19 protein-coding genes are annotated in these 18194 nt (G+C 69.3%); 5 read left to right on the top strand and 14 right to left on the bottom strand.

Features of this window, described 5'->3' with window-relative positions; genetic code table 11:
• Positions 1-85: 85 nt before the first annotated feature.
• Positions 86-748 (top strand): FG-GAP repeat domain-containing protein, encoded by a 663-nt coding sequence (locus ACZ5ZX_RS29215; RefSeq protein ID WP_465505187.1) that lies wholly within the window; start codon positions 86-88, stop codon positions 746-748.
• A 162-nt stretch (positions 749-910) separates the two neighbouring features.
• Positions 911-1042, top strand: coding sequence for a hypothetical protein (locus ACZ5ZX_RS29210; RefSeq protein ID WP_279626630.1), 132 nt, complete (start codon positions 911-913; stop codon positions 1040-1042).
• 16 nt (positions 1043-1058) lie between these two features.
• On the opposite strand, the gene ACZ5ZX_RS29205 is transcribed toward ACZ5ZX_RS29210, so the two are convergent.
• From ACZ5ZX_RS29205 to ACZ5ZX_RS29195, 3 genes are all read right to left on the bottom strand, one after another.
• The gene (locus ACZ5ZX_RS29205) at positions 1059-1289 is read right to left on the bottom strand and encodes a hypothetical protein (RefSeq protein WP_465505186.1); all 231 of its coding nucleotides are present in this window, start codon (positions 1287-1289) and stop codon (positions 1059-1061) included.
• 411 nt (positions 1290-1700) lie between these two features.
• Complete coding sequence (locus tag ACZ5ZX_RS29200) at positions 1701-2453, bottom strand: S1 family peptidase (RefSeq protein WP_465505185.1); 753 nt, start codon at positions 2451-2453, stop codon at positions 1701-1703.
• 74 nt (positions 2454-2527) lie between these two features.
• Positions 2528-3502, bottom strand: coding sequence for a LysR family transcriptional regulator (locus ACZ5ZX_RS29195; protein WP_465505184.1), 975 nt, complete (start codon positions 3500-3502; stop codon positions 2528-2530).
• 105 nt (positions 3503-3607) lie between these two features.
• Here ACZ5ZX_RS29195 and ACZ5ZX_RS29190 point away from each other — a divergent pair, with 105 nt between their 5' ends.
• Complete coding sequence (locus ACZ5ZX_RS29190; RefSeq protein ID WP_465505183.1) at positions 3608-4591, top strand: M64 family metallopeptidase; 984 nt, start codon at positions 3608-3610, stop codon at positions 4589-4591.
• Between the two features lie 3 nt (positions 4592-4594).
• Here the strand turns inward: ACZ5ZX_RS29190 and ACZ5ZX_RS29185 are convergent, their stop codons facing one another.
• The 5 genes from ACZ5ZX_RS29185 to ACZ5ZX_RS29165 form a co-directional block, all read right to left on the bottom strand.
• Positions 4595-5038, bottom strand: coding sequence for an SRPBCC family protein (locus tag ACZ5ZX_RS29185; protein ID WP_465505364.1), 444 nt, complete (start codon positions 5036-5038; stop codon positions 4595-4597).
• A gap of 73 nt (positions 5039-5111) precedes the next feature.
• The gene (locus ACZ5ZX_RS29180; RefSeq protein ID WP_465505182.1) at positions 5112-6002 is read right to left on the bottom strand and encodes a helix-turn-helix domain-containing protein; all 891 of its coding nucleotides are present in this window, start codon (positions 6000-6002) and stop codon (positions 5112-5114) included.
• A 34-nt stretch (positions 6003-6036) separates the two neighbouring features.
• Positions 6037-7098: an LLM class flavin-dependent oxidoreductase gene (locus ACZ5ZX_RS29175; protein WP_465505181.1), complete on the bottom strand. Its 1062-nt coding sequence runs from the start codon at positions 7096-7098 to the stop codon at positions 6037-6039.
• Between the two features lie 72 nt (positions 7099-7170).
• On the bottom strand, positions 7171-7791 hold the full coding sequence (locus ACZ5ZX_RS29170; protein ID WP_465505180.1) for a SecDF P1 head subdomain-containing protein: 621 nt from the start codon (positions 7789-7791) through the stop codon (positions 7171-7173).
• Positions 7792-7819: 28 nt separating this feature from the next.
• Complete coding sequence (locus ACZ5ZX_RS29165; RefSeq protein WP_465505179.1) at positions 7820-8821, bottom strand: YbhB/YbcL family Raf kinase inhibitor-like protein; 1002 nt, start codon at positions 8819-8821, stop codon at positions 7820-7822.
• 88 nt (positions 8822-8909) lie between these two features.
• On the opposite strand from ACZ5ZX_RS29165, the gene ACZ5ZX_RS29160 reads away from it, so the two are divergent.
• Both ACZ5ZX_RS29160 and ACZ5ZX_RS29155 read left to right on the top strand, forming a co-directional pair.
• Complete coding sequence (locus tag ACZ5ZX_RS29160; protein WP_465505363.1) at positions 8910-9563, top strand: GntR family transcriptional regulator; 654 nt, start codon at positions 8910-8912, stop codon at positions 9561-9563.
• A 146-nt stretch (positions 9564-9709) separates the two neighbouring features.
• Positions 9710-12424 carry a beta-N-acetylglucosaminidase domain-containing protein gene (locus ACZ5ZX_RS29155; RefSeq protein ID WP_465505178.1) on the top strand — a complete coding sequence of 905 codons (2715 nt, stop codon included), beginning with the start codon at positions 9710-9712 and terminating at the stop codon, positions 12422-12424.
• 7 nt (positions 12425-12431) lie between these two features.
• Here ACZ5ZX_RS29155 and ACZ5ZX_RS29150 read toward each other — a convergent pair whose 3' ends face one another.
• The 6 genes from ACZ5ZX_RS29150 to ACZ5ZX_RS29125 all read right to left on the bottom strand — a co-directional run.
• Positions 12432-13310 carry a hypothetical protein gene (locus ACZ5ZX_RS29150; protein ID WP_465505177.1) on the bottom strand — a complete coding sequence of 293 codons (879 nt, stop codon included), beginning with the start codon at positions 13308-13310 and terminating at the stop codon, positions 12432-12434.
• 3 nt (positions 13311-13313) lie between these two features.
• Positions 13314-14615: a choice-of-anchor B family protein gene (locus tag ACZ5ZX_RS29145; protein ID WP_465505176.1), complete on the bottom strand. Its 1302-nt coding sequence runs from the start codon at positions 14613-14615 to the stop codon at positions 13314-13316.
• 100 nt (positions 14616-14715) lie between these two features.
• On the bottom strand, positions 14716-15888 hold the full coding sequence (locus tag ACZ5ZX_RS29140; RefSeq protein ID WP_465505175.1) for an epoxide hydrolase family protein: 1173 nt from the start codon (positions 15886-15888) through the stop codon (positions 14716-14718).
• 78 nt (positions 15889-15966) lie between these two features.
• Positions 15967-17121 carry an NAD(P)/FAD-dependent oxidoreductase gene (locus ACZ5ZX_RS29135; RefSeq protein WP_465505174.1) on the bottom strand — a complete coding sequence of 385 codons (1155 nt, stop codon included), beginning with the start codon at positions 17119-17121 and terminating at the stop codon, positions 15967-15969.
• A 26-nt stretch (positions 17122-17147) separates the two neighbouring features.
• Positions 17148-17861 (bottom strand): GntR family transcriptional regulator, encoded by a 714-nt coding sequence (locus ACZ5ZX_RS29130; RefSeq protein ID WP_465505173.1) that lies wholly within the window; start codon positions 17859-17861, stop codon positions 17148-17150.
• Positions 17862-17963: 102 nt separating this feature from the next.
• A partial coding sequence (locus ACZ5ZX_RS29125; protein ID WP_465505172.1) for an IS66 family transposase occupies positions 17964-18194 on the bottom strand: 231 nt, incomplete at its 5' end.

The raw sequence follows: 18194 nt of genomic DNA, 5'->3' as shown, positions 1-18194 counted from the left end.
GGTGCACGACCTTGCTCTGTGACCGTCTCCCTTTACGAGAGCACTTTCGGTGAAAAGTTCACCGAGAGAGTGGGAGGGAGACATCATGAACCACACCGGCATCATCCGTACCGCCGCCATCACCGGAATCGCCGCCGCGCTGGGTCTCGCCGCAGCCGTGCCGGCCCTGGCCACCCCGTCCGCCGATCCGGTGACCACGGTCGCCGATCTGGACGGCGACGGCGAACTCGAAACCGTCACCGCCCGGCTCACCTCGGACACCGACCAGGTCATCTCCGCGACCGTGCACGGAACCTTCACCTCCATCCACGTCGGCGCCGACGACTACGCAGGCGTCCAGGCCCCGAGGGTGGCGGACCTGAACGGCGACGGGCGCGCGGAACTGCTGGTCGCCCAGTCCATCGGCGCCAACACCACGTTCTTCACCGCGTTGCACTTCGACGGCCGCAACCTCGCCCAGGTCGTCGATGAGAACGACAAGCCCCTCTCGGTCGCCGAGGGCGGCGGCGTTGCCGCCCACCTGGGCTACCAGTGCACACCGCTCGAGGGCGGTGGCCGCACCTTCGAGACCGTCGCCGCCGAGGCCGACGACATCAGCGCGCCCGTCGAGCGGATCACCTATTCCGGCAGCCGCACCGTCTACACCCTGCGGGACGGCGCGCTGACCGCCCAGAGCACCTCGCCGATCACCCGGCGCCCGCTGTCCGACCCGATCCTGAACGCCGACGCCACCACCTGCGCCCAGTAACGCGTTCAGTCCTCTGAACGCGGTAGTTCGCGACACGCACGAACGCCTTCAGAGGACTGGACGCGGGCCCTCGCTCACTCGGATGGGGTCACCCAGGCAGTCCACCTCCGCTGCGGCGAACCCCCGGAGGGCGGAAGGTGATCTTGAAAGGAGGGCGGCACCATGGGAAATCACCGGCACCACAACGGCACCGCGTCACTCCGGATCGCCGCCGCGAGCCTGCGGGTGTGCGCGGTCGTGATCGCGGTCGCGGCCTGCGCCTGGCTCGCGCTGTGGCTCGCGTTCACTCTTTGAGCCCGAGGGCTCCGGGTCACGGCCCGGGCGGGGCCGCTCCCGGCTGAGGCTCCGGCGGGCCTCCCGGTTCCGGCAGGGGGCGGTCCGGTCCCGGCTCCGGGAGCCGCTCGGGGACACCGGGGTCGGGTAGCCGCTCGGGCTTGCCCGGGTCCGGCACCGGCTCGGGAATACCGGGCTCGGGCACTCCCGGATCCGGCGGCAGGGGATTCGGCGGCGCCGGAGGCGCGGTCATTCGATCACTCGTCATCGCACTACCTCCTGTTGACGCGGCTACCCGTTCGGTCACCGGGCGAAACGCCCGTGAAGGCCTCCCTGCTCGCAAGGGAGGGCGAAGGCAAATACGGCGCGGTCGGCGCCCAGCGTCGAAGCATGATGTCCTGAAGGACCCCGTTGAGACGTTGAAGGTCTCAACGGGGTCCTTCAGGACACGCCACATTTGAGTTACCTCTCAACAACCAGGGTGCTTTTAGGTACCTACGGCGGATGCGGTCCGGCCTCAGCGGCACCACCTGTCACAACAGCTGCGCGTGAAGGCCCCCTTCCCTCGGCTGAGCCGAGGGAAGGGGGCCTTCACGCGCTCCCCAAGTACATGCGCCAGGCCGCAGGCCACCAGTAGGTACCTAAGCTCCTATCCCTCCTGAAGTGCGGCTCGCCCCCGCTAGGCCGTATGGGTGGCGATCCAGTCCGCGATGACGTCGGCGCGGGAAGTCGTTTCGATCCCCGCGTGCGGACAACCCGGCCCGGTGGCTTCGATCGAGACCAAGGCGCCGCCCTGGCCTTCCGGGACGAAATAGGGCGCGCCCGAGTCGTACGTGCAGGCGCTCGTCGTGATCGCCGGGGCCGCGCCTCGGACGCCGATGGTCGTCGGTGCCACCGTCGCCACCTGGACGGTGCCGTGCTGCATTCGCGTCGCCGGGGCGGGATTCGTACTGCTCAGGCTGCCCCAACCGGCCAGGGTCAGCTGCTGGCCGACCTTCGGGAGCACGCGGCTCACCTTCACCGGCGGTACCGTGCTCACCGGCGTGTCGAGCCGGAGGAGTGCGACGTCGTTTTCCTTCGCCTGCAGCACTTCGGTCGCCTTGCGGGCCACTCCCGACTCGATCGCCTCGTCGACAAGGCCCAGCGTCACCGTCGTCGGATACGGCGTCTTGCCCGCCACCCGCTTGCGGTGCGCGTCGTGGAAGCAGTGTCCGGTGGTGATGACCCAGCCGGGTGCGACCAGCGCGCCGGTGCAATAACTGCTGTAGGTCGAGCCGTCCGGGCGAGGGATCTTCGTCATCGCGATCTTCGCGACGAACCCGAACTGCCCTGATGGGACGTCGGAGCCGTGGGCGACGTCCGGCGCGGCGAGCGCGGCCGGAGCGGTGGTGATGGTCAGGACAGCAGCGGCCAGCAGGGCGCGCAGACGCAATTTCTTACCCTTCGTCGATGAGCTGATCCGAGGCTAGGACCGGCGCCCGACAAGGGGAATTCCCCGACCAGGTGTCACCCGATGGCACGCCGGACGGCGGCGGGTTCGCCGCGGCGCGTGAGCCAGTGGCGATAAGGGTGGCTGCTGTCGGTGTCGGACCGGTAAGCCGCCTCGGCCGCGGCGATCAAGGCGTCACTGTTCCCGCCGAACGCGCCTTCGGTGTTCCAGGCGATCAGATACCGCATCCACAGCGGATCCCCGGTGAGCGCACGGATCGCGATCCCGGGCGAGGCGGGAAACGTGACCTGGCAGGGGGAAATCGCCCGGCCCGCCGCGATCAGGCGCTGCAGCGGCCGCAGTTCCGTGCTCCGGTGCGCCACCTGCGGCCGGAAACCCGCCCGCGTACAGGCCTCCTCGAAGCATTCCGGCCAGCCCGCGCCGTCGGACGGCCCGAGCACCCAGCGTTCGGCGGCGAGGTCGGCCAGGTCGATTTCGGCGCCTTGGGCGGCCGGATGATCCGCGGCGATCGCCACGAACACCGGTTGCGCGGCCAGCGGCCGCAGCGCCACCCTCGGTGCGGCGGGCAGGACGTGCCCGGGATAGTCGGCGACGACCGCGGCGTCGAGCTGGCCACCTGCCACGAGATCCAGCAGCCGCAGCGGCGAGAACTCCGTGGTCACCGAAACCGCTTGTGCCCGGCCGGAATCACCGAGCCGATCCGCCAGCTCGACGACCATCGACCCGCCGATCCCGCCCAGCGCCACCGGACGCTTCTCCTCGTCCGCCAGCCAGCGAGCCGCGTCGCGGTGCATCGTGTCCGCGGCGGCGAGAACGGTCCGCGCGTGCGCGAGCACCCGTTCGCCGAACGCCGTGGGGACGACTCCTCCCCTGCCCCGGACGAACAACGTTCCGCCGAACGCGCGCTCGATCCGTTGTACCGCCGCGGTCAACGCGGGCTGGGAGCTGCCGATGCCGATCGCCGCGCGCGTGATGCTGCCCGCGTCGGCGACGGCGCACACCACTCGGAGATGACGTAACTCGACATCCATCACGCGGACCTTATGGCCACTTGGGATGTGCCGGAAGCCGTCGAAAGTCGGGATCGTTTTTCGTACTCCGCTCCCCTTTTCTCCCCCTCCCCACAAGGAGTACGCATGCGACGCGTATGTCTCATGTTCGCGCTGACCACCGTCCTCGTCTCCGGTCTCGTCCCGGCGACGGCGTCGGCGGCCCCGGCTCCCCGTTTCACCACGTCGATGGAGGCCTTCGAACCCGGCGGAACCATCAGCCGGGTGGAAGTCAGCCGCCCGGCTTCGGACAGAACCGCGTTACCGCAGCGCGTCGCGAGCGCCGCCGCGGTGACCCCGATCGAAGTCAACGGCCCCAGTGAGACCACCTTCGACCTGGTCTTCGTCGGCGACGGCTACACCTCCGGCCAGCTTTCCACCTATGCGCAGCATGTCCGCTCCAGTGTCGCGGCGTTGTTCGCCATCGAGCCGTACAAGAGCTACCGCAAGCAGTTCAACCTCTGGCAGGTCGACGTCGTCTCCGCCCAATCCGGTGTCACGAACGATCCGACCCAAGGGGTGCGGCGCAGCACCGCACTGGGCATGTACTTCTGGTGCGGCGGGATCGAACGGCTGTTGTGCGTCAACGAGACCAAGGCGAACCAGTACGCCGCGGCCGCGCCGGACGTCGATCAGGTCATCGCGCTGGCGAACACCACCAAGTACGGCGGTGCCGGCGGCGGGGTCGCGACGTCTTCGGGCGCCAACGCACAGGCCAGCCAGATCGTCGCCCACGAACTCGGGCATTCCATCGGCGGGCTCGCCGACGAATACGACTACGGCACTTGCGAAACCCGCGAACCCCGCGAGCCCAACGCGAGCGCGCTCACCGCCGCGCAGATGAGGGACCGCCGCGCCAAGTGGTACGCCTGGCTCGGCAAGCCTTCTCCCGACGGCGGCACGGTCGGCGCCTTCGAAGGATCCCGCTATTGCAAGACCGGGATGTACCGCCCCAGCGTGAACTCGCTCATGCGCACGCTCGGGCAACCCTTCAACCCGCCGAGCACGGAAGCGATGATCGCCGGCTTCCACCGTGAAGCCGCCCAGCGGATCCAGCACCAGCACCCGTAAGGGTCACCGGGCCGGGCCGCCGGCGTGGTCGGCGAGCCCGGTCGCCATCGCCTGCATGAAGCGACGCAGATACCACTGGAAGAACCACGCCATGCCCCGGCGGGCGCGATACGTTCCGTGCCAGCGGATCTGTGTCCCGCCGCCGGAGGTTTCGCGCAGTTCGACGGCCGCCCGGTAATCGGCCATCGCCGGATTCTCGACACCCTCGTACGCGAACCGGCGTTCGGGTTCGAGCGCGGTGATCCGCTCCTTGGTGACCGTCTTGCCGGTCCGGAAGGCGCGGATCGCGCCGACACCGTCGCGTCCGTCGGCGGAAAGTCCTTGCGACACGGTGGTTTCCAGCGCATCGACCCGCGACCAGACCGGCCAGCTTCTGGCGTTCAGCAACAGTGCCCATACCACTGCCGGTGACGCCGACGATTCGGCGGTGACGTCGTACGACTGCATTCGGGAACTACTCACACGGTCACCTTAGGAACGGTCGGACCTGGTCACCATGCGTGGAGTTGCGGAGGACCGATCAGGAATTGCGATAGTCCGAAGGGCGCACACCGGTGTGCCGCAGGAAGGCTGCCGACAAAGCGCCGGGAGTGGCGAAACCGCATCTCGACGCGATCCGGGCGACCGGGAGGTCGGTGTCGCGCAACAGCCGTCGCGCCTCCTCCATCCGGAGCCGGGCCAGGAACCGGTGCGGTGTCTCGCCGGTCTTCTCCTTGAAGACCCGGATGAAGTGGTAGACGCTCAGGTGCACTCCCCCGGCGAGGTCGGCGAGGCTCAGTGGATCGGCCAGCCGCTCACGCATCATCGCCACGGCGGCGCGTACGCGGGCGTCCTCCCGCCCTGTCCTCGGCGGAGACGGCTTCAGCGCGTGGCGGGTGAGCAGGTGCACGGTGAGGAACGCGGCCGCGGATTCGGCGTACAGGTCGTCTTCCTCGCTCGCGTTCCCGAGCGCCCGGACCAGCTCGTCGAGCAGCGGATCTCCCCCGGCCAAGGAGGCCGCCATCGCCTCGTGGTCCACCGCGCGGCCGCCCAGCCGCGCCGCGATCGACTCCACCGTGGTGCCCGGAATGTGCACCTGCAGGCTGCGCATCGATTCGTCGCCGCGGTACCGGTGCCGCACCGGCTTGCCGGGAACCGCCAGCGTGAGCCGTCCCGGGCGCCAGTCGGCGCGGTTCCAGCGGCCCTCATCGCGTGTCTCCATCACCGCCCGCCCCGAGACCGGCAGGACCAGGTGCAGATCCGCGATGGCGGGCATCTCCATGTCCTCGGCGACGGGAACATGGTCGAACCGCTGGACCAGCAGGGATTGCCAGCCGGAATCCTCCCAGCTGCAGTAGGTCCGCCGGACGTAGCGGGCCATGTCGAAACCGGCATACGGCTGCAGGTCGAAACGCTCGGAGTGGAACACCACGACTTCGAGGCTAGCGCGCTTCGAACCGCGAAGGTCAACTCCGCGCGAGCAGTTCCTTCACCCGCGGGATGACCTGCTCGCCGTACAGCCGGATCGACTCGAGCCGCTGCTCGTGCGGAAGCGCGCCCGCCCCGTATTTCAGCTGGAAGCGCGACAGGCCAAGGGTCCGCACCGCCCACGCGATCTTCTGGGCGACGGTCTCGACGGAACCGACGAACAGCGCGCCGCGCGGCCCGGCCATGGCGTCGTAATCGGCGCGGGACATCGGGCCCCAGCCGCGTTCGGCGCCGATCTTGGCGAAGGCCGCCTGATGATGCGGGAAGTGCTGGGCCACCGCGAGTTCGTCGGTCGCGGCGACGTGCCCCGGGCTGTGCATGGAGATCGGCAGCTCCCCGTGTCCGGCTTCCTTCAGCGCACGCCGGTACAGGTCGGCCAGCGGGGTGAACCGCTCCGGCGATCCGCCGATCACCGCCATCACCAGCGGCAGGCCGTACGCGGCCGCACGGACGACCGACTGCGGGGTCCCGCCGACGCCGACCCAGGCGGGCACGCTGCCGGACTCGGTGAGCGGGAAGGCCTGCGCGCCGTCCAGCGCGGGCCGGACGGTTCCGCTCCAGTCGACCGGCTTTTCCTTCTGCAGATGGGTGAACAGGTCGAGTTTCTCGGCGAACAGCACTTCGTAGTCGTCCAGCGAGTAGCCGAACAGCGGGAACGACTCGGTGAACGAACCCCGGCCGAGCGTGACCTCGGCGCGGCCGCGGGAAACCGCGTCGAGTGTCGCGAACCGCTCGTACACCCGCACCGGGTCGTCCGAACTGAGCACGGTGACCGCGGTGCCCAGCCGGATCCGTTCGGTCCGGCCCGCGATCGCCGCGAGGACGACGTCCGGCGAGGACACCGCCATCTCCGTGCGGTGATGCTCCCCGACCCCGAAGTAGTCCACGCCGACCTGGTCGGCGAGCACGCCTTCGGCCACGACCTGACGGATGGCCTCCGCCTGGCTCACCGGCTGGCCGTCCGCGCCGTTCTCCACGTCACCGAAGGTGTCCAGGCCGAAGGACGGCTCCTGCCGCGTACCCAGGATCTCGTAGCCCATGTCCAACTCCTCAAAAAGTAGTTGAACGCTCAAACGTATCCTTCGGTGATCGTATTCCGCCGCCGAAGCCGCTCAGCCCCCGGCGATGTCACGCGCCAGTTGCCGCGCCTCGGGGAGGGTGTACTTGCCGGTGATCTGGGCTGACCCGCCGATGATGGCGGACTGGATCATCGGCGCGGTCAGGACGCGGCTCTTCAGCACCACCGCGACCTGCTTGCCGACATTCGCCGTGGTCCAGTCCGCCCACGTCCGCGCACCCGCGGCGGTGAAGGCGAGGTCGATGATCGAGCCGCCCTGCTGCGGATCGACGTGGGCACGCGTCCGGCTGATCTCGGCTCCGGTGAGGAACGCCGGGCCGAGCACGTATTTCGTGCCCTGGACGCGGTCGCAGCTGACCAACGGGAGCGCCGGATCGTCACGGCCCTCCAACGGGTCTCGACCCGGCGAGCAGTCGAGCGCCGCCGCGGCGGCCTGCTGCTCGGCGGGATCCGTGCTCTGCCGGTTCGTCGCGGTGCCGGTCGCCGGCCCTGGCGGGAGCTCGGTCAGCACCGGCCGGAACCGCAGCCCCGATCCGTCCTTGACCACGAAGCCGTCGCCCTCGGGTTCGGATTGCCCGGAAACCTCGGCCTGACACCCGGTCACGCCGAGCAGGACGAGGGCGGCCGCAACGAAAAGTGTTCGCACGGACGTCATTCTGCCTTGCGCGGTCGGCGGAATGTACTCAAAGACGCGAAGTCCCCCGCCGCCGGACCGTGCGCTCGAGAATCCCGAGTGTGGCCTTGAGCGCGGACTCGGGGACGACGGGGAAGGTGAGCCGGTTCTTCCACTCCTCGCCGACCTCCGACCAGTCGTAGTAAGACGTGACGAGAGTGCCGCCCTCGGCGGGCTCCAGCCGGTAGCCGTAGATGTGGCGGACAGACGGCCGGATACTGCCTTCGACGGTCCAGGCGATCTCCGCGTCCGGGACGAGCTTCGTGATGACGACCTCGACGTCGTACTTGCCCAGCGGCACGTCCCCGAGCGCTTCCCGGTCCATGTGGACCAGGAACCGGTCCCCCGCCTGCTTGACCGGCTCCCCTTCGGCGTCGAGGAGCATTCCCGACGCGTCGATGTCCACGTGCCCCTTCGGGTCGCTCAGGATCGCGAAAACGGCGTCGGCGGGGGCGGGGATGAGCCGGGAAACCTCGACGCGCTCGGGATCGTCGCTCGGGGTCTCCGCCGTGGCGACCAGGACCGCGCGGCCGAGGACGTGCGAGGACATGGTGAACCCGAGGAGGGCCGGGGTGGCGTCGGCCGGGACGCCGAGCGATTCGACGTCGAGGGCGTGCACCACGACGAAATAACGGTGCGTCCCGTGTCCGGCAGGCGGGGCGGCGCCGAGGAAACGGGCGACGCGGGCGTCGTTGGGAAGCTGGAAGGCGCCCGCGGGCAGGCCTGACCCGGTGTCGTCGCCGGCGCCCTCGGGCAACTCGGTGACGGTGGCGGGGATGTCGGCGACCGCCCAGTGCCAGAAACCGGAGCCGGTGGGAGCGTCGGGGTCATAGACGGTGACGGCGTAGCTCTTGGTGCCCTGCGGGGCTCCGCTCCAGCTCAGCTGCGGGGAGATGTCCTTACCGGCCCATTGGTCGGCCGACCAGGTGGCGCCGTCGGCGACAGAAGTGCTGGAGACGGTGAAGGAGGCCACCTCGGGCAGGCGGGCGAAGGGGTCGTTAGCGCGAGTCATAAATCGACCATAACACAGATAATCGATTATCTACCCGTTCGTCTATACTTCGCGGATGCCCGATGCCTCGCCCTCCCCGGACAAGCAGATGCTCTCCGAGCAGGTGTACGCCCGCCTGCGGGACGCGATCATGCGCGGCGACCACGCCCCGGGCGCCGCGCTCAAACCGCAGGATCTGGCCAAAGACCAGGGCGTCAGCCTGGCGGTCGTCCGCGAGGCCCTCGTGCGCGTGGTCGGCGACGGCCTCGCCGACCGGCTGCCCAACCGCGGCTTCGCCGTCCCGGCCTTCTCCGACCGCCGCTGGCAGGAGATCACCGAAGCCCGCCGGACCATCGAACCACTCGTGCTGCGCCTGTCCGTCGAACGCGGCGACCTCGACTGGGAGGCCCGCGTCCGGGCCGCCCACCACCGGCTGAGCCGTACGCCCGCGTTCGTGCCGGAGGAAGGCGACTCCGTCAGCGCCGCGTGGTCCGAGGCTCACCGCGTCTTCCATCGCACCCTGCTGGAGGGCTGCGGAAACCCGGTCCTGCTGGAGACCTTCGACCGGATGTGGACCGCGAGCGAACTGGCTCGCCGATGGGCGGCGCGGCGCGCCCCCGGCCGGGACCACCTCGCCGAACACCGCCTGCTGGAGGAGACCGCGCTGGCCCGCGACGCCGACGCGGCGGCCGAGGCCTTGGCGCGCCACCTCACCCTGACGGCGGCCGCGCTGACCGAGGAAGCCGGCCTGGAAAGTCCGTGAAGGCCTCCTTCCCTACCTTCACAGTAGGGAAGGAGGCCTTCACGGAAAGCCGTCGAAAATCACCCGGATCGAGCTAGCGCCCGTCATCACATTGGGTGTTTGCTGACTCACCGAACGTCGTTACACGACGATTTGGGGGCCAGCGCATGTCCTTCCGTTGGGTGTTCCGCCTCTTTCCGGTGACGCTCCTCGCGCTCACGGTGGCGGTGGCCGTTCCCGCCCCGGCGACCGCCGCGCCGGACTCCTCCCCGCCACCGGCGAAGGTCTGGCCGACACCCCAGCAGGTGACGCCGCGACCGGGACTGGTGACCATCCCGCGCACGGTCGTCGAGGTCGTCGGCCGGGACACCGATCCGTCCGCGCTCGCCGTCGTGGACCAGGTACTCCGCGCGGCGGGCGCGAGCACCATCGTCAAGATCACCGACAACGCCCAAGCGGCCGTCGACCGCGGCGACGGCGGGCTCGTCGTCTTCGTCGGCGGCCCCACCGAAAGCAGGGCGACCGCCCTGGCGCTCGCCGCGCTCCGGGTGGACGGCCCAGAAGGCCTCGCCTCAGGCGGATACGTCCTCGCCGCCGACCGCGGTGTGATCGCACTGTCCGGTGTGGACACCGCGGGGACGTTCTATGCGGCGCAGTCGTTCCGGCAGCTCTTCGCTTCCGGCAAGAGCCGCGCGTTCAGCGTCCGCGACTGGCCGGCGGCGCCGCTGCGCGGGGTGATCGAAGGCTTCTACGGCGCACCGTGGTCGCACGCGGATCGTTTGGCGCAACTGGACTTCTACGGCCGCACCAAGCAGAACATGTACGTCTACTCCCCGAAGGACGACCCGTTCCTGCGAGCACGCTGGCGCGACCAGTACCCGCCCGACCAGCTCGCGCCGCTCTCGCAACTGGTATCCCGTGCCACCGCGAACCACGTCGAATTCACCTACGCCCTCTCCCCCGGCCTCTCGGTGTGCTACTCCTCCGACGCCGACAAGGCCGCTCTGGTCACGAAGTTCCAGTCCCTGTGGGACATCGGGGTGCGATCGTTCGCGATCCCGCTCGACGACATCTCCTACACCCGCTGGAACTGCGACGCCGACGCGGCGAAATTCGGCTCCGGCGCCGCGGCGGCGGGTGCGGCGCAGTCGTTCCTGCTCAACCGGGTTCAGCAGGATTTCATCGCCACTCATCCCGGGGTCGAGCGGCTGCAGACCGTTCCGACCGAGTACTACGACCTCGCCGACTCCCCCTACAAGACCGCGCTGCGCACCCAGCTCGACAAGGCCGTGATCGTGGAATGGACCGGCGTCGGGGTGATCGCCGGGCAGATCACCGAAAAGCAGGCCCGGCAGGCGAAAGAGGTCTTCGGGCACGACATCCTGATCTGGGACAACTACCCGGTCAACGACTACATCACCGAACGCCTGCTGCTCGGCCCGTACATCGGCCGCGAACCCGGCGTCGCGAAGTATCTCACCGGGATCACGGCGAACCCGATGGTGCAGGCCGAAGCGTCCAAGATCGCCGAGTTCACCTCCGGTGACTTCCTGTGGAACCCGGACCGGTACGACCCCGACAAGTCGTGGCTCGCCGCCATCACCGACCTCGCGGGACCGGCCGCCCCCGCGCTGAAGGTGTTCGCGGAGAACAACTACTCGAGTCTGCTCGCGCGCCTCGACACCGGCAAGCCGGACCTGGATTCGCCGGTACTGCGACCGTTGCTCGACGCATTCTGGTCCGCGCTCGAGGCGAAGGACCCGTGGGACGCGGCCGCGAAACTGGACCGCTACCTCGCCGCGATGGCCGCCGATCCCGGCGAGCTGCGACGCGGAATGGCCTCCAATCAGAAGTTCCTCGCCGAGGTCGGGCCGTGGCTCGACCAGGTCGGCCTCTACGGGCAGGCGGGCTCTCACGCGGTGAAGATGTTGCTGGCACAGCATTCCGGCGACGGCGCGAAGGCGTGGGCAGAACGCGGGGAACTCGTCGTGGCGCTCAAGAAGGCACAGGCCATCCGCGTCGAAACCTCCCGGGGCCCGCGGAATCCGAGCACCTGCACCGCCGTCTGCGTACCGTTCCTGAACAGTGCGCTGGCCACGGCCGACCGCTGGTTCGGCCTGCCCGGGATCCGCCCGCAGCCGACGACGTCGATGGGCACCTACACCGACAACGTTCCGGCCCGGATGGTCGACGGCGACCCCGAGACCTTCTACTGGAGTGATTGGGCACCGCGTACCGGCGACGCCGTCGGCATCGACCTCGCCACGGCTCAGCCGGTGTCCCATGTGGACATCCTGATGGGCAAACCGACCAGTCCGGACGACTTCATTCACAACGGCGTCCTCGAGTTCTCGGCCGACGGTACGCACTGGACGGCGGTGAAGCCGGTCTCGGAACCCGTGATCTCGGCGGACCTTCCCGAAGGAGCGACGGCACGGTTCGTGCGGGTGCGATCGACCGGCACCCAGCCCTTCTGGGTGGTGGTCCGTGAATTCACCGTGTCCACACCGGACAGTCCTCGGTACACGGTGACCGGCACCCCGGCGGAGCCGAACCTCGCCGCGGCCGCCGACAACAACGCCGACTCGGTGTACACCGCGGCTTCGGCACCGGTGCCCGGGGACGCCCTCGTCGTCGCGGCAACCGCGCCGAAGCCGCTGGACAAGGTCGTCGTACTGGCCACCGAACCCGCCGCTGGCGCCGACGTCCAGGTCGCGGACGCCGCGGGTGGCTGGCACACGATCGGCCGGATGACCGGCGCCTACACGGAATTGCCCGCCCGAGGGATGGTGACCGACCGGATCCGGCTCCTCTGGTCACCGGGAGGTGCGGCACCGAGGATCGCGGAGGTCGTCCCGGCCTTCACCCGGGATGGCCGGTGACCGCCGGTCAGTCCACCGCGACGGTGAGGGCGGCCGTGTGGACCCGCCCACCGTGTGAGAATTCCAGGAAGAGCCGGTATTCCCCGCGTTCCGAGAACATCGACTGAAAGGCCAGCTCACCGTTGACCAGCCGCGCGCCAAGGGGCTGCGCCGGATGCAGATGCGTGGCCGACAGCAGCATCGTGTGGAACCCGGTCAGATGGCCGTTGGCACCCAGATGCGGGTCGACGGCCGTGACCAGCGCGCCGCCGGGATCGCGGAGGGCGAACCGGAGGACCTGCGCCCGCAGTAGCGGGATCCGGGCCGTCCCCTCCACCCGCGCCACCCGGTAGCCCGTGGCCGTCACGGTCTCCCCGGCGGGAGCGGGCACCGGCACGAAGGTGGTGTCACCGGGCACGCTGAACGGCAAGCCGAGCACCACCGGATGCCGGGGGTCCTTGGTGTCGAGGGGGACGAACTCGGCGAACATCCGGTAGGCGCCGCCGTCGGGCAGCGCGAGGCCGGTGCGCCAGGTATCGCCGTCGAGCGCCGGATGCACGTGCTGGAAGACGTTCATGTCGTCGCGCACGGCGAAGAAGTGCATCTGTTTGGTCTGGTTGTCCAGGAAACGGGTGATGGGCCGTCCGTCGGGGCCGAGGATCCGGAACGCGACCGGTACGTCCGGGCCCCGGACGGCGGGCGTGGTCACCCGCTCGAACCGGTACCCGCTCTCCGCCTCGGACAGACCGTCGCTGTGCGCGGCGGGTAGCAGATCCGCCGTCGCCACCGGCCGGTGTGCCGAGTGGCCGGGGGCGGGCGTCGGGCGGAGCGCCACGAACGCCGCGGCCACCCCGAGCGCGATGGCCAGTGCGAAGAAGACCCAATCCGTGATCCGGGGTCTGCGCACCCGTCACCGTCCGGCGGTGGCGAGGTTGGGCTTCACCACGACCAGGCCCTGCTCGATCCCGTTGACGATGACGATGCCGCTGGAGAAGTACGGGTAGTTGCTCCACGCGCCGTTGAAGTTCGCCGAGTTGCCCGCCGGGTAGATGTCGAAGTAGCCGACCTCGGACAGCTGTGCCGACGCGACTCCGCTGACGTCCAGGATGCGCAGGCCTGCCTGGTAGTTCGCCTGGTAGGAGTAGCGGCCCTTGATGTACTGGTTGTGGTCGATCGCGGTGGCGGGCGAACTGTAGACGCCGGTGTGCACGGGAGCGGAGAGCTTGGCCAGGTCCCAGACGTAGGTCTTGGTGCGCTTGTCGGTGCCGCGCGACTCGTCCAGTTCGTCGTCCAGCAGGAAGTATCGCTGATCGTCGGTCAGCCAGCCCTGGTGCGAGTACTGCGCGCCGGAGTAGCCCTTGCGCGAGATCTGGACCGGCCGGGCCTTGTCGGTGACGTCGACGATGGTCAGCGTGTCCTCGTTGGCGTTGAAGCAGATTTCCTTGCCCCGGTAGGCCGCGTCCGGTCCCCGGTAGACCACGCACTGCGTGTCGTGGGTGTAGCCGTCCTGCGACACGCATCCGGCCTTGGCCGGCGCCTTCGGATTCTGGATGTTGACGACATGCGGCCCGCCGCTGCAGGTGTTGGAGCCGATCGCGTAGGCGAAGCCGGTCTCCTCGTTGATCGCGATGTTGTGCGCGGGACCGAACTCCTTGTACAGCGCGTCGGCGGTGAAGGTCTGCGGCGTGGTGACCGTGCGCAGGCGGGTCAGGTCGAACACCTGCATCCCGTGCCCGGAGATGAAGTCGGCCACGATGAACGCGTGGTTCTTGTACACCTTCATGTCCCGCCACGAGCTGCTGCCGCCGTTGGACGGCAGGTTGCCGAGGAATTTCGGTGAGGTCGGCGTGCTCAGGTCCACGAACGCGGTTCCGTTGGTCCGCCCGACGATGGCGTACTCCTTGCCGGACGCCGGATCGGTCCAGCCCCAGATGTCGTTGCCGTTCCCGCCGCCGAGGCCGGACAAGGGAAGCACGCTGAGCAGGTCCACGTTCTTGCACGGGTAGATGTCGGCCTTGCCGTTGACACACGGCACACCCGCCGCGGTGCCGGTGACGGCGTGCCGCTCGGCCGGGACGTGGTCCGCCAGGAAGGTCTTGGCCGCCGCCTGCCCTTCGGCGGTTTCGGGGTCGTGCGCGGACGCCGCCGTCATCGACAACACCAACGCGGAGGCCGTGGCCAGTGCCAGCCCTATCGTGCGCACGATCTTCATCTGGCGCTCCTCACCGGAGAGTCCGTTTCTGCCCGGTCTCCGACGATAGGAGCGCCGACGGTCCGCGTATCCCTCCGAACGTCTGACGCTGTTAACCGTTTTACCGCGCCTCGCGGAACGCGTTCCTGATCTCGGACACCAGGAGATCCGGCTGTTCCAGCCCGGGGAAATGCCCACCGCGGTCGAGTTCGTTCCACCGGTGAAGCCGGCGATAACGCCGACGCGCCCAGCGTTCGGCGGTGGGCCAGGGATCGGCCGGGAACACCGAGACCGCGGTGGGCACGGTCACCGGCTGAGCGTTCTCTTCCTCCGCGCTGCGCGGCACCCAGCGCATCGCCTCCCAGTACCAGCGGGCGCTGGAGGCGCCGGTACCGGTCAACCAGTACAAGGCGATGGTGTCGATCTGGTGCGCGAGGCTCACCCCGCCGCCGCTTTCCGGCCGGGTGTCGGCGTAGGCGTCGAACTTCTCGCCGAGCCACGCCGCCAGACCGGCGGGCGAGTCGAGGAGCGCATAGCCGAGGGTCTGCGGGCGGGTGGCCATGATCATGCCGAAGCCGTAGCCGTCGGACAGGTGCAGCTCGCGCCGGTCCAGCACGCGTTGTTCGGCAGGCGTCGGCGTCGCCCGGTCCTCGGGAAGCGGCGACGCCGACGGCATCGTCAGGTGCAGGCCCGCGACGCGCTCGGGAGCGTGGCGCGCCAGCTCGGTACTGACGACAGCACCCCAATCGCCGCCGTGGGCCCCGAAGCGCTCATAGCCGAGGACGGTCATCAGGTCCGCCCAAGCCCGGGCGGTCCGGCCCGGATGCCAGCCCTGTTCGCGGGGCCGCCCGCTGAAACCGAATCCCGGCAACGACGGCACGACCACGTGGAAGGCGTCGCGGGCGGAACCGCCGTGCGCCACCGGATCGGTGAGCGGCCTGAGCACGTTTTCGAACTCGAAGACAGAACCGGGCCAGCCATGGGTCAGCACCAGCGGGAGCGCGTCGGGCTCTGGCGAGCGGACATGCCAGAAGGCGATGTCCAGACCGTCGAGCCGGGCCCGGTAGTGCGGAACCGTGTTCCACTGGATTTCCCTTGCCCGCCAGTCGTGTTCGCGCCACGTCTGGAGCAGCTCCGTCATCCGCCGAAGCCCGAGACCTTGGGTGGCGTCCGGCACCGTCTCGGCTTCGGGAAGCCGTACCCGATCCAGGCGTGCGCGCAGGTCCTCCAGGTCGCGATCCGGAACGTGCGGCAGAAACGGTTCGACGTCGCCGCGTCCGATGCTGTCGATCATGATGTCGAAGCTAGAGCCCGGCGGCCGCCGCGCCCATATCCGGGATTGGCGTCCCGCGGTCGGATATTGCCGTCCGGGCTATTGCTCACCGAGCCGGACGGGGTGGTCGATCGTGAGGTCCGAACGCGACAGTCCCGCGAACCGGCCGGGCCGGAAGGAGTTCAGCAGCTCCCGCGTTCCGCCTGAGACGATCTCCTCCGCCACGAGACGGCCGAGGATCGGCGCCAGGGTGATCCCGCTGTGTGTGACGAGGCAATAGATCCGGGAACCGGGCGACGGCGGGCCCACGATCGTGTGCCCGTCCGCGGGCATCGACCGGATGGCGACCCGGAAGCCGAGCTCCGGCCTGCCCGGATCGGCCGTCATCGCGGAAAACCGCTCCGCGATCACGGCCGCGGTCCCCGGATCCACCGGCGCTGACGGATCGACGCCGGCGTTCAAGTCGAGTGCCTGCACCACGGTGTGCCCGCTCCCCGCGGGCCGGAGGTTGAGGGACGGCGTGTGCAGCACGCATCTCAGGTCGAGCCGCGGTGAGGTCACGTAGCCCAGCAAGCCGACGATCGGCGAACCCCGGTGGACGTCGGTCATCATGGGGATGTCGAGCCCGGCTTTCGCCGCGAGAGCGTCGGTCCAGCGCCCGGCCGCCAGCACGACGCGGTCGGCCTCGATGATCTCACCACCGGAGAGGGTGACCGATGCTTTCCTCTGGCCCTCACCGAAATCCACGACCTCTCCGACGGAAACCTCGGCGCCGTGGCGTTTCGCGTCGTCCAGCAGTCCCCGCATCAGCAGTTCCGGAAGGACATAGCCCTCGCTGGGGAAATGCGCGATCGCCGTCGTCGCTTCGGGAAGCACGACGTCACCGGCGATCTCCGCTGCCTCCGCTCGCTCCACCCAGCGAGCCGGATACCCCAGGGACCGCAGGAGTTCGACGTTGCCGGTCAGCCAGGCTTCGGTGCGGGGATCCGCGCAGTGCAGGCTGCCGCTGCGGAAGTAGGACCGCGGTCCGGGCAGCCGTTCCGCCAGGACGGCGTGTTCCGCCATTCCGGCGACGTTGAGCCGCTGGTAGGCCGGATCGTGTTTCCGGTTCGCGTTCGTCCAAGCGAAGGTGGTGGCACTCGTACCCGTCCCCGCGCCCGTACGGTCCAGCAGGAGGACGTCTTCCCCCGCGAGGGCGAGCGATCGCGCGACACTGGCGCCCAGCACTCCGGCGCCGACGATGATGATCTTCATGCGCTTTCCTTTCCGAGGTCCCCCGGTCACCGGGCGGAAAAAGGGACTTCCACGAAGAACCGCGCCGAGCCGGGACGAACGATCGTCTCGACGGTCTCCACCACCGTGCCGTCCTCGGTGCGCGATTCCCGGCGCCGTTTCAGCGCGGGCGTCCCCGGTTCGCTGTCGAGAAGACGGGCGGTGGTCTCGTCCAGGCACACGGGGTCGAGGTAGACCCGGACGCTGTCGATCGGCACTCCCCGCGCCCGGAAGTACCGCATGCTCACGAAATGTTCGAGGTTCTCCTGCAGCACGCCTGGCGCGGCGGAGAAGAGGATGACGTGCCGCTCGATCGACCGCGGCCGGTCACGGACGTCGAACTTGCGGCGGACCAGTTCGATGACCGCGGTGCCGGGCGGGGTGTCCGGCAGCGGGACGACCGCGTCACCGGACGGGATCGTGCGCGTGGACAGGACTTCGTGTCGCCCCGGCACACCTTTCGCCGCGGCCTCGGGGGCGGCGAAAGCGAGCAGGTTGAGCTGCGGCGTCACGTCCGCGACGAACGTCCCGTGCCGCCGATGACGCACAGCCAGCCCCGCGGCCGCCAGGTCGTTGAGCACCCGTTGCGCCGTTGCACGGCTGACGCCGTACTGCCCGCGCAACTCGTTCTCGGTCGGCAGACGCGCCCCGGGGACCAGCTCCCCGGCATGGATCCTCGCTTCGATCTCACGCCGGATCCGGCGGTGCAGCGGTTCGGGCATGAATTGACCGTACAAATGCGCATTTGACCGGTCAATCCGGCTTTCGGCGTAGTTCAGCCGCGAGATCGGCGGTGGTCGTGAGTGGCGATTCGTGGTTACTAGTCAGGCGGTTGCGGGGTTGGTTGGTAGCCAGGGGTTCCCGGTGATGGCGTCGCGGAGTGTGGTGAGGACGTTGAGGCCGTTTTTGCGGGCGGTGGAGATGTAGGAGCGGACGGTGAGCCAGGCGGTGGCGCCGTGATGGGTGCGCCATCCGCCGGAGATCTTGAGTTGGGTTTTGGTCATGCGGATGTCGCGTTCGGCCTGGTTGTTGGTGAAAGGAACAGTCAGGTCGAA

The organism is Amycolatopsis sp. NPDC033938 (assembly GCF_055575975.1).
The sequence above is the reverse complement of the archived record's forward strand: the minus strand, read 5'-3'. Positions and strand labels throughout refer to the sequence as shown.

What these genes read in the sequence shown, in the direction of transcription:
- ACZ5ZX_RS29215 (WP_465505187.1), top strand. Translation starts at nt 86, where the DNA reads ATGAACCACACCGGCATCATCCGTACCGCCGCCATCACCGGAATCGCC.
- ACZ5ZX_RS29210 (WP_279626630.1), top strand. Translation starts at nt 911, where the DNA reads ATGGGAAATCACCGGCACCACAACGGCACCGCGTCACTCCGGATCGCC.
- ACZ5ZX_RS29205 (WP_465505186.1), bottom strand. Translation starts at nt 1,289, where the DNA reads ATGACGAGTGATCGAATGACCGCGCCTCCGGCGCCGCCGAATCCCCTG.
- ACZ5ZX_RS29195 (WP_465505184.1), bottom strand. Translation starts at nt 3,502, where the DNA reads ATGGATGTCGAGTTACGTCATCTCCGAGTGGTGTGCGCCGTCGCCGAC.
- ACZ5ZX_RS29190 (WP_465505183.1), top strand. Translation starts at nt 3,608, where the DNA reads ATGCGACGCGTATGTCTCATGTTCGCGCTGACCACCGTCCTCGTCTCC.
- ACZ5ZX_RS29185 (WP_465505364.1), bottom strand. Translation starts at nt 5,038, where the DNA reads ATGCAGTCGTACGACGTCACCGCCGAATCGTCGGCGTCACCGGCAGTG.
- ACZ5ZX_RS29175 (WP_465505181.1), bottom strand. Translation starts at nt 7,098, where the DNA reads ATGGGCTACGAGATCCTGGGTACGCGGCAGGAGCCGTCCTTCGGCCTG.
- ACZ5ZX_RS29170 (WP_465505180.1), bottom strand. Translation starts at nt 7,791, where the DNA reads ATGACGTCCGTGCGAACACTTTTCGTTGCGGCCGCCCTCGTCCTGCTC.
- ACZ5ZX_RS29165 (WP_465505179.1), bottom strand. Translation starts at nt 8,821, where the DNA reads ATGACTCGCGCTAACGACCCCTTCGCCCGCCTGCCCGAGGTGGCCTCC.
- ACZ5ZX_RS29160 (WP_465505363.1), top strand. Translation starts at nt 8,910, where the DNA reads ATGCTCTCCGAGCAGGTGTACGCCCGCCTGCGGGACGCGATCATGCGC.
- ACZ5ZX_RS29155 (WP_465505178.1), top strand. Translation starts at nt 9,710, where the DNA reads ATGTCCTTCCGTTGGGTGTTCCGCCTCTTTCCGGTGACGCTCCTCGCG.
- ACZ5ZX_RS29145 (WP_465505176.1), bottom strand. Translation starts at nt 14,615, where the DNA reads ATGAAGATCGTGCGCACGATAGGGCTGGCACTGGCCACGGCCTCCGCG.
- ACZ5ZX_RS29140 (WP_465505175.1), bottom strand. Translation starts at nt 15,888, where the DNA reads ATGATCGACAGCATCGGACGCGGCGACGTCGAACCGTTTCTGCCGCAC.
- ACZ5ZX_RS29135 (WP_465505174.1), bottom strand. Translation starts at nt 17,121, where the DNA reads ATGAAGATCATCATCGTCGGCGCCGGAGTGCTGGGCGCCAGTGTCGCG.
- ACZ5ZX_RS29130 (WP_465505173.1), bottom strand. Translation starts at nt 17,861, where the DNA reads ATGCCCGAACCGCTGCACCGCCGGATCCGGCGTGAGATCGAAGCGAGG.